19 protein-coding genes are annotated in these 14832 nt (G+C 69.4%); 2 read left to right on the top strand and 17 right to left on the bottom strand.

Annotation, left to right across the window (positions count from 1 at the left end):
• Nucleotides 1–70: 70 nt before the first annotated feature.
• From frr to rpsB, 4 genes are all read right to left on the bottom strand, one after another.
• On the bottom strand, nucleotides 71–625 hold the full coding sequence (gene frr / locus MTE01_RS15700) for a ribosome recycling factor (protein ID WP_094736471.1): 555 nt from the start codon (nucleotides 623–625) through the stop codon (nucleotides 71–73).
• A gap of 75 nt (nucleotides 626–700) precedes the next feature.
• Entirely contained in the window at nucleotides 701–1420 is a 720-nt protein-coding gene (pyrH, locus tag MTE01_RS15695) for a UMP kinase (RefSeq protein WP_116239906.1), read from the bottom strand.
• A 144-nt stretch (nucleotides 1421–1564) separates the two neighbouring features.
• Nucleotides 1565–2392 (bottom strand): translation elongation factor Ts, encoded by an 828-nt coding sequence (tsf, locus tag MTE01_RS15690; protein WP_103208967.1) that lies wholly within the window; start codon nucleotides 2390–2392, stop codon nucleotides 1565–1567.
• 150 nt (nucleotides 2393–2542) lie between these two features.
• Entirely contained in the window at nucleotides 2543–3412 is an 870-nt protein-coding gene (rpsB, locus tag MTE01_RS15685) for a 30S ribosomal protein S2 (RefSeq protein WP_103208964.1), read from the bottom strand.
• Nucleotides 3413–3726: 314 nt separating this feature from the next.
• On the opposite strand from rpsB, the gene MTE01_RS15680 reads away from it, so the two are divergent.
• On the top strand, nucleotides 3727–4224 hold the full coding sequence (locus MTE01_RS15680; protein ID WP_174799715.1) for a murein hydrolase activator EnvC family protein: 498 nt from the start codon (nucleotides 3727–3729) through the stop codon (nucleotides 4222–4224).
• A 6-nt stretch (nucleotides 4225–4230) separates the two neighbouring features.
• Here MTE01_RS15680 and MTE01_RS15675 read toward each other — a convergent pair whose 3' ends face one another.
• The 10 genes from MTE01_RS15675 to MTE01_RS15630 form a co-directional block, all read right to left on the bottom strand.
• Complete coding sequence (locus tag MTE01_RS15675; RefSeq protein WP_141378316.1) at nucleotides 4231–4848, bottom strand: DUF3060 domain-containing protein; 618 nt, start codon at nucleotides 4846–4848, stop codon at nucleotides 4231–4233.
• Between the two features lie 113 nt (nucleotides 4849–4961).
• On the bottom strand, nucleotides 4962–5963 hold the full coding sequence (locus tag MTE01_RS15670) for a tyrosine recombinase XerC (protein ID WP_141378315.1): 1002 nt from the start codon (nucleotides 5961–5963) through the stop codon (nucleotides 4962–4964).
• A gap of 66 nt (nucleotides 5964–6029) precedes the next feature.
• Entirely contained in the window at nucleotides 6030–7184 is a 1155-nt protein-coding gene (gene dprA / locus MTE01_RS15665; protein ID WP_141378314.1) for a DNA-processing protein DprA, read from the bottom strand.
• Entirely contained in the window at nucleotides 7181–8704 is a 1524-nt protein-coding gene (locus MTE01_RS15660; RefSeq protein ID WP_103208954.1) for a YifB family Mg chelatase-like AAA ATPase, read from the bottom strand. Before MTE01_RS15660 ends, dprA begins: the two co-directional genes overlap by 4 nt.
• Nucleotides 8701–9063 carry a YraN family protein gene (locus tag MTE01_RS15655; RefSeq protein ID WP_141378313.1) on the bottom strand — a complete coding sequence of 121 codons (363 nt, stop codon included), beginning with the start codon at nucleotides 9061–9063 and terminating at the stop codon, nucleotides 8701–8703. The genes MTE01_RS15660 and MTE01_RS15655 overlap by 4 nt, the downstream gene beginning before the upstream one ends.
• A 92-nt stretch (nucleotides 9064–9155) precedes the next feature.
• Nucleotides 9156–9479 carry a DUF2469 family protein gene (locus MTE01_RS15650; protein ID WP_055836674.1) on the bottom strand — a complete coding sequence of 108 codons (324 nt, stop codon included), beginning with the start codon at nucleotides 9477–9479 and terminating at the stop codon, nucleotides 9156–9158.
• Nucleotides 9480–9565: 86 nt separating this feature from the next.
• A complete protein-coding gene (rnhB, locus tag MTE01_RS15645; RefSeq protein ID WP_141378312.1) occupies nucleotides 9566–10219 on the bottom strand; it encodes a ribonuclease HII in 654 nt (217 codons plus the stop codon).
• Nucleotides 10216–10965 carry a signal peptidase I gene (lepB, locus tag MTE01_RS15640; protein WP_103209919.1) on the bottom strand — a complete coding sequence of 250 codons (750 nt, stop codon included), beginning with the start codon at nucleotides 10963–10965 and terminating at the stop codon, nucleotides 10216–10218. Before lepB ends, rnhB begins: the two co-directional genes overlap by 4 nt.
• Nucleotides 10966–11109: 144 nt before the next feature.
• The gene (gene rplS, locus MTE01_RS15635; RefSeq protein WP_103209916.1) at nucleotides 11110–11457 is read right to left on the bottom strand and encodes a 50S ribosomal protein L19; all 348 of its coding nucleotides are present in this window, start codon (nucleotides 11455–11457) and stop codon (nucleotides 11110–11112) included.
• A 188-nt stretch (nucleotides 11458–11645) separates the two neighbouring features.
• A complete protein-coding gene (locus MTE01_RS15630) occupies nucleotides 11646–12137 on the bottom strand; it encodes an MFS transporter permease (RefSeq protein WP_246078336.1) in 492 nt (163 codons plus the stop codon).
• Between the two features lie 118 nt (nucleotides 12138–12255).
• Here MTE01_RS15630 and map point away from each other — a divergent pair, with 118 nt between their 5' ends.
• A complete protein-coding gene (map, locus tag MTE01_RS15625; RefSeq protein ID WP_103208945.1) occupies nucleotides 12256–13038 on the top strand; it encodes a type I methionyl aminopeptidase in 783 nt (260 codons plus the stop codon).
• A 222-nt stretch (nucleotides 13039–13260) separates the two neighbouring features.
• Here map and trmD read toward each other — a convergent pair whose 3' ends face one another.
• Genes trmD through MTE01_RS15610 form a run of 3 tightly spaced genes read right to left on the bottom strand, consistent with a single transcriptional unit; the run spans nucleotide 13261 to nucleotide 14829 of the window.
• Complete coding sequence (gene trmD, locus MTE01_RS15620) at nucleotides 13261–13950, bottom strand: tRNA (guanosine(37)-N1)-methyltransferase TrmD (protein WP_116239912.1); 690 nt, start codon at nucleotides 13948–13950, stop codon at nucleotides 13261–13263.
• 1 nt (nucleotide 13951) lies between these two features.
• Entirely contained in the window at nucleotides 13952–14599 is a 648-nt protein-coding gene (gene rimM / locus MTE01_RS15615) for a ribosome maturation factor RimM (RefSeq protein WP_116239913.1), read from the bottom strand.
• Complete coding sequence (locus MTE01_RS15610) at nucleotides 14599–14829, bottom strand: RNA-binding protein (RefSeq protein ID WP_094736438.1); 231 nt, start codon at nucleotides 14827–14829, stop codon at nucleotides 14599–14601. Before MTE01_RS15610 ends, rimM begins: the two co-directional genes overlap by 1 nt.
• Nucleotides 14830–14832: the final 3 nt, after the last annotated feature.

Raw genomic sequence — 14832 nt, 5'->3', positions numbered from 1 at the left:
CCCGGCGAGGCGAGGCGGTCGGATCGACCGGCTCGCCCTCGCCGATCTCAGGGGCTTCGGGCATGGGGGGTCAGACCTCGAGAAGCTCGGCCTCTTTGCGCTTGAGCGCCTCGTCGATCAAGTCGACGTGCGTGCGCGTCACGGTGTCGAGCTCCTTCTCGGCGCGGACGAGCTCGTCTTCGCCGACATCGCTCTTCAGGGCGTCGAGGTCGTCCTTGGCCTTGCGTCGAAGGTTGCGCACCTGCACCTTGGCGTCCTCGCCCTTACCGCGCACGATCTTCACGTACTCTTTGCGGCGGTCCTGGGTGAGCTCGGGCATGGTGACTCGAACGATGGTGCCGTCGTTCGTCGGGTTGACCCCGAGGTTCGGCATGTCGCGGATCGCCTGCTCGATCGCCTTCAGCGCCGACTTGTCGTACGGGTTGATGACGAGGGTGCGGGCCTCGGGGTTGTTCAGCGAGGCGAGCTGAGCGAGAGGGGTGGGCGACCCGTAGTAGTCGACCAGCACCTTCTGGAACATCTGGGGGTTCGCGCGCCCGGTACGGACGGTCGCGAAGTCCTCCTTGGCGGCCTCCACGGCGCGATCCATGCGCGCTCCGGCATCGGCGAGGACATCGGAAATCACGGTGACTCCATTCGTTGGGACTGAGTGTCGAGTCTAGTCGCGCGCGAGCCCGGCTTCCCGGGCTCGCGCGGCGCGTCATGCGGTGACGAGGGTACCGATCGTCTCACCGAGCAGGGCCCGGGTGACGTTTCCGGCCGGCTCCATACCGAAGACTCGCATGTCCATACCGTTGTCCATGCACAGGCTGAACGCGGTGGAGTCCACCACCTTCAACCCCTTCTGCAGGGCGTCGCCGTAGGTCACGTGGTCGAGCTTGGTCGCGCTCGGGTCCACGTTCGGATCGGCGGTGTAGACGCCGTCGACCCCGTTCTTGGCGACCAGAACCTCGGTCGCGCCGATCTCGAGAGCTCGCTGGGCGGCAACGGTGTCGGTAGAGAAGTATGGAAGACCCGCGCCCGCACCGAAGATGACGACGCGGCCCTTTTCGAGGTGGCGCACAGCGCGGCGCGGGATGTAGGGCTCGGCGACCTGCGTCATCGAGATGGCGGACTGCACGCGCGTGGCCGCGCCGGCCTGCTCGAGGAAGTCCTGCAGTGCGAGCGAGTTCATCACGGTGCCGAGCATGCCCATGTAGTCGGCGCGACCGCGGTCCATGCCGCGTTGGCTGAGCTCGGCGCCACGGAAGAAGTTGCCGCCGCCGACGACGATGGCGACGTCGACGCGGTCGACCGCCTCGGCGATCTCGCGGGCGATCTGTCCCACGATGTCGGGATTCACGCCCAGTTGGCCCCCGCCGAACGCCTCCCCCGACAGCTTCAGCAGAACTCGGCGGCGCTTGGTGGCTTCATCGATCACGTGTGATGTCCTCTCGTCTTGAACAAACTATCCCCCGCCTCCCGCCACCGGAATGCCGGAGGCGGCACGAGGCGCGGGCAGGGAAAAGGCCCGGGATGCCGTGGCATCCCGGGCCTCATGACGGGCCCTGAGCCTGTCGAAGGGTTACGCGCCGACCTTGAAGCGGGCGAAGTCGGTCAGCGTGAGACCGGCGTCGGACGCGACCTTTGCGACGGACAGCTTGTTGTCCTTCGCGTAGTCCTGGTCGAGCAGCGAGACCTGCTTGAAGAACGCGTTGACGCGTCCCTCGACGATCTTCGGCAGGGCGGCCTCGGGCTTGCCCTCGTTGCGCGAGATCTCGGTGACGATCTCGCGCTCCTTCTCGACGTCTGCCTCGGGCACGGCGTCACGAGTGAGGTACGAGGGGTTCGCGAACGAGATGTGCTGCGCGATCGAGCGAGCGGTCTCGGCGTCGTCGCCCGAGTAGGCGAGGACCACGCCGACCTGCGGGGGCAGGTCCTTGCTGGTCTTGTGCAGGTAGACCTCGAACTTGTCGCCCGAGATGGTGCGCACGCGACGGAGCTCGACCTTCTCACCGATGATGGCGGCTTCGTCCGAGATGAGCTGCTCGACGGTCTTGCCGTCGGCGTCGGCGGCCAGGGCGGCCTCGACCGAGTCCGCACCGGCGGCGGCAGCCGCGTCGACGACCTTGTCGGCCAGAGCGATGAAGCGCTCGTTCTTTGCGACGAAGTCGGTCTCGCAGGCGAGTTCGAGCAGGGTCACGGATCCGTCGTTCTCGCGCGCGGCGACGAGGCCCTCGCTGGTCGAACGGTCGGCGCGCTTGGCGTTGCCCTTGGCACCCTTGAGGCGCAGGATCTCGACGGCCTTCTCGACGTCGCCGTCGGCCTCTTCGAGCGCCTTCTTGGTGTCGACCATGCCCGTGCCGAGCTGCTCGCGCAGAGCCTTGATGTCGGCGATCGTGAAGTTTGCCATGGTGTGGCGTCTCCTTGTCGTTTGCGTTCTAGATGTGAGCCCGGCGGGGCCGTGTCGCTCCCACAAGAGGGAGCCGTCACGACCCCGCCGGATCGTAGCCTGTGCGGGTGGCGCACCGATCACGCGAAGGCGAACGGAATGCCTCGCGGCTTACTTGCTGTCGGTGGCCTCGGCGTCAGCAGCCTCGGTCTCGGCGGCCTCGGTCGACTCAGCGGCGGGCGCCTCGGCCGACTCGGCAGCCGGAGCCTCGGTCGACTCGGCGGGCGCCTCGAGGAGCTCGCGCTCCCACTCGGCGAGAGGCTCGGCGGCCTCTTCCTCACCGGCGGGCTGGTGACGCTGGATCAGGCCCTCGGCGGCGGCGTCGGCGATGATGCGCGTGAGCAGGCTCACCGAGCGGATCGCGTCGTCGTTGCCGGGGATCGGGTACTGGAACTCGTCGGGGTCGGCGTTCGTGTCGAGGATGCCGATCACGGGGATGCCGAGCTTCTTGGCCTCGTCGACGGCGAGGTGCTCGCGCTTGGCGTCGACGACCCAGATGGCCGACGGGGTCTTCTGCAGGTTGCGGATACCACCGAGCGACTTGTGCAGCTTGTCGAGCTCGCGCTTCTTGAGCAGGAGCTCCTTCTTGGTGAAGCCGCTCTCGGCGGGGTTCTCGTAGTCGAGCTCCTCGAGCTCCTTCATGCGGGCGAGGCGCTTCGACACCGTCTGGAAGTTGGTGAGAAGGCCACCGAGCCAGCGCTGGTTGACGTAGGGCTGGCCCACGCGGGTCGCCTGCTCGGCGAGGACTTCCTGCGCCTGCTTCTTGGTGCCGACGAAGAGGATGGTGCCGCCGTGCGCGACGGTCTCCTTGACGAACTCGTACGCCTTGTCGATGTACCCGAGCGACTGCTGCAGGTCGATGATGTGGATGCCGGAGCGCTCGGTGAGGATGAAGCGCTTCACCTTCGGGTTCCACCGGCGGGTCTGGTGTCCGAAGTGAACGCCGCTGTCGAGCAGCTGGCGGATGGTGACGACGGCCATGGTCGTACTCCTGTTTCTGGGCGCTTTCGCGCCGTGGTTGTGGTTGTTCGCGCCAGACGGTCCGTCTGACGAGCCTGGTGCCCGGCGCACACCCGCCACTCGCCGAAGCGAAGGACCAGGGGGTGTGGATGCCGCGCGGTGCGCTGCCCCGAGAGGCCACGCGGTGCGCTGTGGGCACGCGGAGTCATCCCGACAAGCGAGATGCAAGGTCCAGCATACAGGACCGGTCCTCCCCACCCGCATGCCGGGGGCGACCTTTCCCCGGTGCCGCTGCTTCGCCCGCGGACGAGACGCCCGCGCGCAAGACTTCCCGGATGATCTCGGCATCCCTCCGCTGTGTGAGCCTGATCGCGCTGATCGCGGTGATGCTCGCCGTGACGCGAGCCGACGCCGTGGAAGGCGATCGACTCGCCGATCTCGGATGGGTGTGGCCCGTGACGCCCGTCGAGGTGACACGACCGTTCATCGCGCCCGCGCACGCGTACGGTCCGGGGCACCGGGGCGTCGATCTGCGAGCGGACGCGGTCCGTTCGCCCGCGGACGGACGCGTGGCGTTCGTCGGGATGGTGGCCGGTCGCAGCATCGTCACGATCGACCACGGCGGCGGTCTCGTGACGACGTTGGAGCCCGTCAGCACAGATCTCGCCGCGGGCGACCCGGTCGCCCGCGGTGCGCCCGTCGGCACGGTCTCCGACGAGGGCCACACCCGGCCCGGTACCGTCCACTTCGGCGTGCGGTTACGGGGCGAGTACGTCAACCCGCTGAGGTTGCTGGGCGGCGTGCCACGGGCCGTGCTTCTGCCGTGCTGCTGAGTGGGCTCAACCGATCTGGTTGCCGCGGCCCTCGACGGTCTGCGTCCCGACGCCGCCCGAGGCTCGCACGACGTTGTCCTGCCCGCGGACGGTCACGGAAGACACCGCGCCTTTGGCGTCGACCGTCGAGCGGTCTCCGCTCACGTCGACGCTGCCGATGGCACCCGCGGAATGGACCGAGCCGTCGTTGCCCTGGACGACGAGCGCGTCGATCGCGGCGGCGTCCACGCGCGCGCGGTCTCCCGAGATTCGCAGGGTGCCGATGGATGCCGCCGAGGCGTCGACCGTGAGGGCGGAGCCCGAGACCGTGAGTTCGGCACAGGTCCCGACGACTCGGACGGTCTGCTCGGACCCCGACACCGATTGCGTACCGCCGTCACCGCAGGACACGGTGTCACCCGATGCATTCGCGGGGGGACCGCTGGGGGCGCCCGTCGAGACGGGGGCGGGAGAGATGGTCACGACCGACGGGGACGGGACCGCGGCCGAGGACGGAGCGCTCGACGCCGCTCGTTCCGGAGGGAGTCGGGTCTCGACGGGCTCGGGAGTCATGCTGCAGGCGCTGAGCACACCGGCGAGGGCGAGCACGCCGAGAGCGGCAGGCACCGAGCGGTGAAGGTTCACGGCTCCACGCTAGGGCGTCACGCGCAGGTTCGCACGCGTTTCACCGTCGGCACGGCAGGCGGTCATCCGGTCGCGGGGACGCGGGCGCGAAACACCACCCGGCGACCCGTCCGTCAGGCTCTCGGGTGCGCGAGGCGGTAGGCCTCGCGCAGTCGTTCGGCCGAGACGTGCGTGTAGATCTGCGTCGTCCCCAGGCTCGCGTGACCGAGGATCTCCTGGACCGCGCGCAGGTCGGCGCCGCCGTCGAGCAGGTGCGTCGCCGCGGAGTGGCGGAGCGCGTGCGGACCGAGCACCTCCTCGCCGACACTCGGGGCGACGGTCCTCGAGACGAGCTCGTGAACGGCTCGCGGACCGAGCCGGGCCCCTCTCGCGCCGAGGAAGACGGCGCGACCCGCGGCGTCGGTGCGCGCGCGGGCGGCGTGTCGCTCGCCTCGAGCTGGCCCGCTCCCCTCCGAAGGGCCCCCGTTCCTGGCGCTTCCGATCGATACGGTCGCCTCGAGCGCGCGAGCCCGCAATACCGGCCGCGCCCGCACCAGGTACGCCTCCAGCGCCCGCGACGCCGGCAGCCCGAACGGAACGACCCGGTCTTTGTCGCCCTTGCCGCGGAGCAGAAGGGTTCGTCGCTCGTGATCGACGTCGTCGAGATCCAGACCGCAGATCTCGGAGACGCGCGCGCCCGAACCATAGAGGATCTCGAGCAGGGCGTGATCTCTCACAGCGACCGGATCTCCGCCGTCGGCGCGTTGGGCCGCGGCGGCGAGCACCCCCTCCAGTGCTTCCGCAGTCGCCACAGCGGGGAGTGTTCGCCCGCGCTTCGGCGACACCAGTCGCTGCGACGGGTCGGCGACGACGATCTCTTGCTCGACCGCCCATGCGAAGAGTCCTCGCAGCGTCGAGGTTCGACGCGCCGATGTCGCCTTCGACCGACCGGACCGGGCTGCCTGCCACTGCCACTCGCGCAGGTCTTCCACATCGACGTCAGCGAGGGGCCGATCGCCCAGAGCCGAGACGAGGTCGGCGAGATCGGACCGATATGCGCGCACCGTTGCGGCGGACAGCCGACGCACGTCGGCGAGATGGGCGAGGTAGCCCTCCACGGCCTCCGACAGGTGCATTCACCCAGAGTGCCCGCTGATCACCAACGGAGGCGGGACGACGCGCGACGCCCATGCATTCCCCCGTCACTCTGATCTCGAATGCATCGCCATCCAGAGACCGTCGTCATCGCGACGGGCTCTCCCCTCGAGTTCGGCGAACCCGAGGACGGCTCCGGTCTCCGCGACGGACAGGCCGCTCCGGCGTGCGACCTCTGCCGTCGAACGAGCCGACCTCGGGGAAAGGGCATCGCACACCCTCGTCGTGTCGTCTGTGCGATCCGTGAGACGCTCCGGCTCCCGCGCGTCCCTGCCGAGCATCTCGAGGACATCCGCCGCGGAGGTCACGCACACCCCGCCGTAGTCGCGAAGGATGCGGTGACAGCCCGCGGATGCCGCGCTCGTCACCGGGCCGGGTACTGCCCCGAGCGCTCGGCCGAGGCTCGCGGCATGAGCGGCGGTGTTGAGCGAACCGCTGCGCCACCCTGCCTCGACGACCACGACCGCGTCGGCCATCGCGGCGATGAGACGATTGCGCGCGAGGAACCTCCACTTGGTGGGTGCCGCGCCGCAGGGCGTCTCGCTCCAGACCGCACCGGTGCTCGCGATCCTCGCGAGCAGGCTTTCGTGCCCGCGGGGGTACGCGCGATCCACGCCGCCGGCGAGGAACGCGACCGTCATGCCTCCCGTCGACAGCGCCGCGCGATGAGCCGCCCCGTCGATTCCGTACGCCGCCCCCGAGACGATCACGGCGCCCGACGCCGAGAGATCCGCCGCGAGGTCGGCCGCCACGCCCTCGCCGTAGGCCGTGGACGCCCGCGCGCCCACCAGTGCCACTGTCGGACGATCGCTCGTGCCCCCTCCCCCACGTCGCCAGAGAGCTACGGGCGCATGAACGCCGAGATCGTCGAGCCGCTCCGGCCACTGGTCATCCCCCGGTACGATCAGCGAGGCACTCGCTCGACGCGCGGCGTCGAGCACCGCGTCTATCGCCTCAGGCCGCAGTCGAGGAAGCCAGCGAGCGCGCGCCACCCGGACCTCCTCGTCCTGAGCCGACGTCGCGACATGCAGGGCCCCGGCCGCCCCGTGCGCGGCGATGAGCTCACCCGCCGCCCCGTCGCCCGGCTCGACGAGAACGCTCCACACCGCCCGGGCATATGCCTCGGCGGCCGCTCCATCGGTCGATCTGAGTCCCTGGAGCGCCTTCCGGGCTTCGTCGCGATCGACGACGAAGCCCGTCATACGCCCGCTCCCCGGCGCAGGTACAGAGCGCGACCGACATCGTCGGAACGCAACTCGTCATGCCCGGCGATATCGGCGACCGTCCACGCGACGCGCAGCAACCGGTCGTACCCGCGCAACGTCAGGGCTCCACGACGGAGGGCCGTGTCGAGGGGCCGCACGACCTCGGGGGACGGTGCCGCCGGTCCACGCAGCCAGGTTCCGGGCACGTCGGCGTTTCGGCGCCACGGCGTCGCGGCCCACCTCCGCGTCGCGCGCGCACGCGCCTCGGCGACGATATGCCGTGCCCGTTCCGACGACACCGATCGCGCACCGCCCTCGTGACGCGCTGTCGACACACGCTGCAGCCGCAGATCGATGTCGATGCGATCGAGCAACGGCCCGGACAGGCGTCGCGTATACCGGCGAATCGCCTGCGGAGCGCACTCGCACGAACCGCCCGGTACCCCGTACTGACCGCAGGGACAGGGGTTGGTCGCCACGACGAGCTGGAACCGCGCCGGATACGTCGCCGCGACTCCGGAACGGTGCAGCTGGATGACGCCGTTCTCCAGCGGCTGTCGAAGAGCATCGAGAACGGACGCCGGGAATTCGCCGCCCTCGTCCAGGAACAACACTCCCTCGCTGGCGCGTGCGATGGCCCCGGGCCTGACGACGCCGGATCCCCCGCCGATCAGCGCTGCGGCGGTCGCCCCGTGGTGCGGGCTCTCGAACGGAGGCGTACGGGACAGGCGTGTCACGGCCTCGCCCGACAAGGAACGGATAGAGGCGACCGACAATGCCGCCTCGTCGTCGAGGGGTGGCAGGATGCCGGGAAGCCGACGGGCCAGCATCGTCTTCCCTGCCCCCGGTGGCCCGCTCATCAAGAGGTGGTGCCCACCCGCTGCTGCCACCACCAACGCGTCGACCGCATCCCCCTGCCCCACGACATCAGCCAGTTCGAGCGGCTCGTCCTCGCCGCCGCCGAGAGCCGGTGCCGCGACCGGCTCGAGGTCTGGAGCATCGCTCGCCCCGCCGTGCCACCGCACCACCTCGGCGAGGCACGAAGCCGCGAACACTTCGATGTCGCCGATGAGCCCCGCCTCCGCGGCGTTCGCTGCCGGGACCACGACGCGCCGATACCCCGCACGCTGGGCCGCGACCACCGCCGGGAGCACTCCGGGCACGGGACGAAGGCGCCCATCGAGCCCCAGCTCGCCGATGTGCACGGTCTGCGCGACGCGGACGGCATCCATCCGTATCGACGTGGCGAGAGCGGCGACGGCGATCGCCACGTCAAAACCCGACCCGCGCTTGGGAAGGCTCGCCGGAGAGAGGTTCACGGTGATCCGACGCTTCGGCAGGTCGAGCCCGCGGTTGGTGCAAGCGCCGCGTACGCGTCGTCCCGCCTCGCCCAGAGCCTTGTCGGCGAGGCCGATGATCGAGAACTCCGGAGTCTGAGAGGACACATCGGCCTCGACCTCCACCAGGTCGCCGTGGAGGCCCGACAGGGCGACGGCCCAGGTGCGCGCGAGGGTCACAGCGCGTCCTCGAGGTGCTCGAGGCGAGCTCGCGCAGGATCGGATCCGACCAAACCGATCGCGTCGACGCGAAGCGTTCGCCCGCGCGCCTCGTCAGGGTGGGCTGCGAGCCACGCCATCGCCAGACGCCAGAGCCGCTGCGCCTTGCGCGCGTCGATCGCCTCGAAGGGGTGTCCGTAGTCCTCGCTGCGTCGGGTCTTGACCTCGACCACGACGAGCGTGTCCGCACGGACGGCGACGATGTCGATCTCGCCCTGGGCGCATCGCCAATTACGCGTGAGGATGCGGTAGCCGTCGTCCGTCAGGTACGCGACGGCGCGGTCTTCGCCGGCTCTGCCGAGTTCGTCTTTCGCTGCCATGCCCGAGAGCGTGGCATCCGTCCCACCCCGCCCGAGGAACGGAGACCGCTATCCGGGGACAGCGGCGGGAACCGACCGGCTGGGGAGGACCCTCAGTTGTCGAGGGAGAGCTCGTCGGGCAGTTGGAAGTCGTGGCGCGAGAGCTCTTCGACGTTGACGTCCTTGAAGGTGAGCACGCGCACGGACTTCACGAACCGGTCGGCGCGATAGATGTCCCACACCCATACGTCGGTCATCGAGATCTCGAAGTAGAAGTCGTGCTCGGTGTCGCGGCGGACGACGTTGACGTCGTTCGCGAGATAGAACCGGCGCTCGGTCTCGATCACGTAGGTGAACTGGCGAACGACATCGCGGTACTCGCGGTACAGGGCCAGCTCGAGTTCGCGGTCGTAGTCCTCGAAGACGTCGTCATCCATGGTTGTTCCATCCTAGGCGCGCGCTGTCGTCCCGGCCGCACGGCAGGACACCTCGGGCGCGTCCGTCCGACTGCGCCCGCGAAAGCTCAGAAAAGGGTCGGTGCGGCCGCGATCGCCCAGGAGTGCCGGTGGTGCACACTCATCCCGTGAGCGCTGATCGCGTCGCGATGGTCGAGGCTCGCGTACCCCTTGTTCCGGGCCCACCCGTAGGCGGGGTGATCGTCGTGCAGGCCGGTCATGAGCGTGTCCCGCGCCACCTTGGCGATGACGGATGCCGCCGCCGCACTCGCGCAGTCACGGTCGGCCTTGATGATCGGCCGCACCGTCAGACCCGACTCCCCCGCGGGAGTGATGTAGTCGTGGTTGCCGTCGAGGATGACCAGGGCCTCTTCGGGCACCACGCCGTGAGCGCGCAGATCGGCGATAGCCCGGACCGCGGCGAGGCCCAGCGCGCGGATGATGCCGATCTCGTCCACCTCGACGGAGCTCGCCCAGCCCACGGCACTGTGCTGCACGAAGGCGGCCGCTCGCGCGGCGACCTCGGGGCGGCGAGCCTCGGGGACCAGTTTGGAGTCCCGAAGCCCCTGGGGGACCCGCTTCCGCGAGCGAGCCGGGTCGATCACCGCAGCACCCACCGCGACCGGGCCCGCCAGGGCTCCTCGTCCGACTTCGTCGCACGCGATGACGATCGCGTGCTCCTTGAGCAGGCGACGCTCGAGGGTGAGGGTGGGTTCGATCACTTCGCCGCCGGCGCGGGAACGCCCGCGAACACCTCGTGGTGGAAGTCGATCATCCCGAAGCGCGTGAACGGCCAGGTGATGAGGAAGGCACGACCCACGACGTTGTCGACGGGAACAAAACCCTGCCCCGGCTGATCCTGGTTAAAGCGCGAGTCGCGCGAGCTGTTGCGGTTGTCGCCGAGCACCCACAGCGAGCCGTCGGGCACGGTGATGTCGTACGGGACGGGTTCTGGCGCGGTGGCGCCGGGGGCGAGGCGGACGTAGCTCTCGTCGAGCGGCACGCCGTTGACGGTCGTCTGTCCCAGAGCGTTGCAACAGACGACATGATCGCCCGCCGTGCCGATGACTCGCTTGATCAGGTGGTCGTCGCTGTCGGGCGCCGACAGGCCGAAGAGCGAGAGCACCCAGTCCGCGCCCTCGACGATGGGTGACCGCTGCTCAGAGGGGCTGGGGGGAAGCCACCCACCCGGGTCGCGGAACACGACGACGTCACCGCGCGAGTACTGTCCGAACTTCGGAGTCAATTCGTCGACGAGGATCCGATCCTTGATCATCAACGTGTTCTCCATCGATGCGGACGGAATGTAGAACGACCGGACGACGAACGTCTTCACCACGAACGACACCACGAGCGCGATCAGCACGATCACGAGGAGGTCGCGGAAGAACGCCCCCCATCCGCGTCGACGCCGTCCGGCGGAGCGGGATGCCACGGCATCCGAGGTCGAGGCGGTCTGATCGCTCATATGTTCCTTCACCGGGTTCGACGCACACCGACCGAACCGCACGAACCAGGGTCGCACATCGCGGAGCCGCCCCGTGACCGACCTCGCCGTGAGAACGCCGAACGCCCCGCGGGTGTGACCCACGGGGCGTTCGAGAGAGCGGACTCAGCGGTCGCGCTTCTCCTTGATCTTGGCCTTCTTGCCGCGGAGGCTGCGCAGGTAGTACAGCTTGGCGCGACGCACATCACCGCGGGTGACGACCTCGATGTGGTCGATCACGGGGCTGTGGACCGGGAAGGTGCGCTCGACGCCGACCTGGAAGCTGACCTTGCGGACGCAGAAGGTCTCGCGGACACCGTCGCCCGAGCGGCCGATGACGACGCCCTGGAACACCTGGATACGCGAGCGGTTGCCTTCGGTGATGTTGACGTGCACCTTGACGGTGTCGCCGGGGCCGAAGGCGGGGATGTCGGAGCGGAGCGAAGCCGCGTCGACGGAGTCGAGGATCTGCATGATCATCACTTCCTGCGACCGCCACAGGTCGATCGCACGATAAGAGGGAAAAAGGTGAGGCGTGCCCGCGGCCGCGGATGCGGCATGACTCCCCTGAGGCAGAGCCGGTCAGGGCACAATCGTCTATTGTGCCACGCCCGCACCGACGGGCCAAAACGGTACCGTCGGCGGTATCCGCCCGCGCGGCGTCATCGGGGGCGGGGGGACTCCGAGACGACGATGACCTCGGCATCTACCGGCTGCGTCGGCCGCTCACGGACCGGCGGGATGTAGGCCGTTCCGTCGGTCGCGTGCAGCACGGTCACCGCACCGCGCGCCTCGTTCCAGAGCTGAGCGAGCGTCGACCAGAAAAGGACGAGCGCGCCCGCGATCGACAGCACGAGCAGGGGGAAGAAAACCCGCGAATCGAACAGGCCGAGCACGACGATCACCAGGTGCCAGGCACCGAGACCGAGCAGATCGCGCCAGGACACCGCGCGGTTCTCGCGCACGCTCCCGCGCGCGCGGATGAGCAACGACAGCACGAGCTGGGAGACGAACACGGCGGGCACGGCGACGAAGAGCCACAACAGACCCCAGGCGATGCCTCCCGAGAACACGATCCACCCGACGAACAACCACAGCGGAAGAACGAAAGCGGCCGGGAACAGCCAGTGGAGGAACAGTCTTCGCAGCGCCATGACCCGATGCTACGGCTCGACCATGTGCTCCGCCTCTGAGAAAGCTATGGCGCCGTTCGGTCGGGCGGTCGCACCGCGGATCGGGGAGAATGGGGGTTCGACGCGAGAGGAACCACCCATGATCGAACTGCGCACCCCGGCCGAGATCGACGCGATGCGCCCCGCCGGACGCTTCGTCGCGGAGGTGCTGGCCACGCTGCGCGCCGAGACGAAGGTGGGGACGAACCTGCTGCAGCTGGACCGACGCGCGCACGAGATGATCCGCTCGGCCGGCGCGGAGTCGTGCTACATCGACTACCACCCCTCGTTCGGCGCGAGCCCGTTCGGCAAGGTGCTCTGCACCTCGATCAACGACGCCGTGCTGCACGGACTCCCCCACGATTACGTGCTGCGCGACGGCGACCTCGTCTCGCTGGACTTCGCGGCATCCGTCGACGGCTGGGTGGCCGACTCAGCCGTCTCGTTCGTCGTCGGCACCCCCCGCGACGAAGATCTCGCGCTCATCGACACGACCCAGCGCGCCCTGGCCGCAGCGATCGAGGCGGCGACCGTCGGCCACAAGATCGGCGACATCTCCGCCGCGATCGCGTCAATCGCCCGCGCGGACGGCCTCCGCATCAACCTCGACTTCGGCGGTCACGGGGTGGGCCGCACCATGCACGGCGACCCGCACGTCGCGAACGACGGCAAGGCCGGGCGCGGCTACCCCCTGCGCGCAGGCCTCGTGCTGGCTCTCGAGCCGTGGTTCCTGCAGACCACCGACGAGCTCGTCACCGACCCCGACGGCTGGACACTCCGCAGCGCCGACGGCTCGCGCGGCGCGCACTCCGAGCACACGGTGGCCATCACCGCCGACGGGCCCATCATTCTGACCGACCGCTCGTTCCTCGGCGTCGACTGAAGACCGGTTCCGGATGCCGCGGCCTCGAGGTCGCGGCATCCTTATGCCGCCGCTCGGTGAGGTGCTCGCCGAACGGGAGGAGATTTCGCGACGGGAGGACCGCCAGGGGTTCCGGCATCCTCCGCTCCTGGAATCTCCTCCCCGCAGCACGACTTCCCGGCAGCCCGCCTTCGTCGTGAGGCACCGAGGTACCCCCGCCTGCCGAACGCCGGATGCCGTGCGTCAGTCGGCGAGCAGGTCGGGCCGACGCTGGCGCGTACGCTCGAGCTGTTGCTCTCGCCGCCAGGTCGCCACGGCTCCGTGGTTGCCGCTGAGCAGCACGGGCGGGACCTCTCGCTCCCGCCACACCGCGGGCTTGGTGAACGAGGGGTACTCGAGGAGGCCGTCTTCGTGAGACTCCTCGACGAGGCTCTCGGGATTGCCGACCACACCGGGGATCAGACGGCCGATCGCCTCCACCATCGCCATCACGGCGACTTCGCCGCCGTTCAAGACGTAGTCACCCAGGGAGATCAGGCGCACGTCGCCGAGCTCGGCGGCGTAGTCGAAGACGCGCTCGTCGATGCCCTCGTACCGGCCGCAGCCGAACACGAGGTGCGGGGCGGTGGCGAGCTCGCGGGCCGTCGCCTGCGTGAACCGCTCTCCCGCGGGCGACGGGAAGATGATGACAGGCCGGCTCGCGGCGTCACGCGTGACGTCGTCAAGCGCCTCGCCCCAGGGCTCAGGCTTCATCACCATGCCGGCGCCGCCACCGTAGGGGGTGTCGTCGACCGTGCGGTGACGATCGTGCGTGTAGTCGCGCAGGTCGCGGATGCGAACGTCGAGAAGGCCGCTCTGTCGAGCCCTGCCCAGCAGAGACAACTCGAGAGCGTCGAAGATCGCCGGGAAGATCGAGACGACGTCGATGCGCACGTCAGTCCTCGGGGGCGTCAGTGGTCTCATCGTCGGAGTCGTCCGACGACGAGGCGGGCTCGGGCTCGTCGTCGGCCTCGGCCGGGAGCTCCTCGAACAGTCCCGCAGGGGGCGTGACGACGACGCGGCCGCCGTCGATGTCGACCTCGGGCACGATCGCACCCACGAAGGGCACGAGCACCTCGCGGTCCTCACCGGCCATACGCACGATCAGCAGGTCTTGAGCGGGGAAGTGGTCGACGCGGGCGACGCGGCCGATCACTGCTCCGTCGCGCACGACATCGAGGCCCACCAGCTGGTGGTCGTACCAGGCGTCGTCCTCGGCCGGGGCGGCCTCGGAGTCCTGGTCGATCCAGAGGATCGCCTTGACGAGCTCCTCGGCCGCATTACGGTCGTCGACACCCTCGAAGAACGCGACCGGGTGAGAGTTCATCCACCGGAATTCGCGGACCTTCAGCTCGCGGCCGTGCCAGGGAGAGGACTCCGGCACCTGCAGGGTGAAGGTGCTCCCCGGCGTGAAACGCCCATCGGGATCGTCGGTGTACAGCTCGAGCTTGAACGCGCCCTTCAGGCCGTGGGCCTTGACGAGGCGTCCCACGCGGAGCTGGGTCTTGGCGGGCTGAGCACCCGCGATGTCGCCGTTCGCCATCAGTCGTCGGCGACGTCGACGCGCACACGGCGGCCGTCGGCCAAAGCCGACACGAGCGTACGCAGTGCTTTGGCGGTGCGTCCGCCGCGCCCGATCACGCGACCCCGGTCATCGGGGTGCACGCGAACCTCCAACACGTCGCCGCGAGGCGAGGAGCTGGAACGGATGGTCACGGCGTCGGGGTGATCGACGATCCCCTTGACGACGTGTTCGAGCGCGGCAGACAGCACGGG

It is taken from the genome of Microbacterium testaceum (assembly GCF_006539145.1).
GTDB classification, from domain to species: Bacteria; Actinomycetota; Actinomycetes; order Actinomycetales; family Microbacteriaceae; genus Microbacterium; species Microbacterium testaceum.
This window is presented reverse-complemented; position numbering and strand designations above follow the sequence as displayed.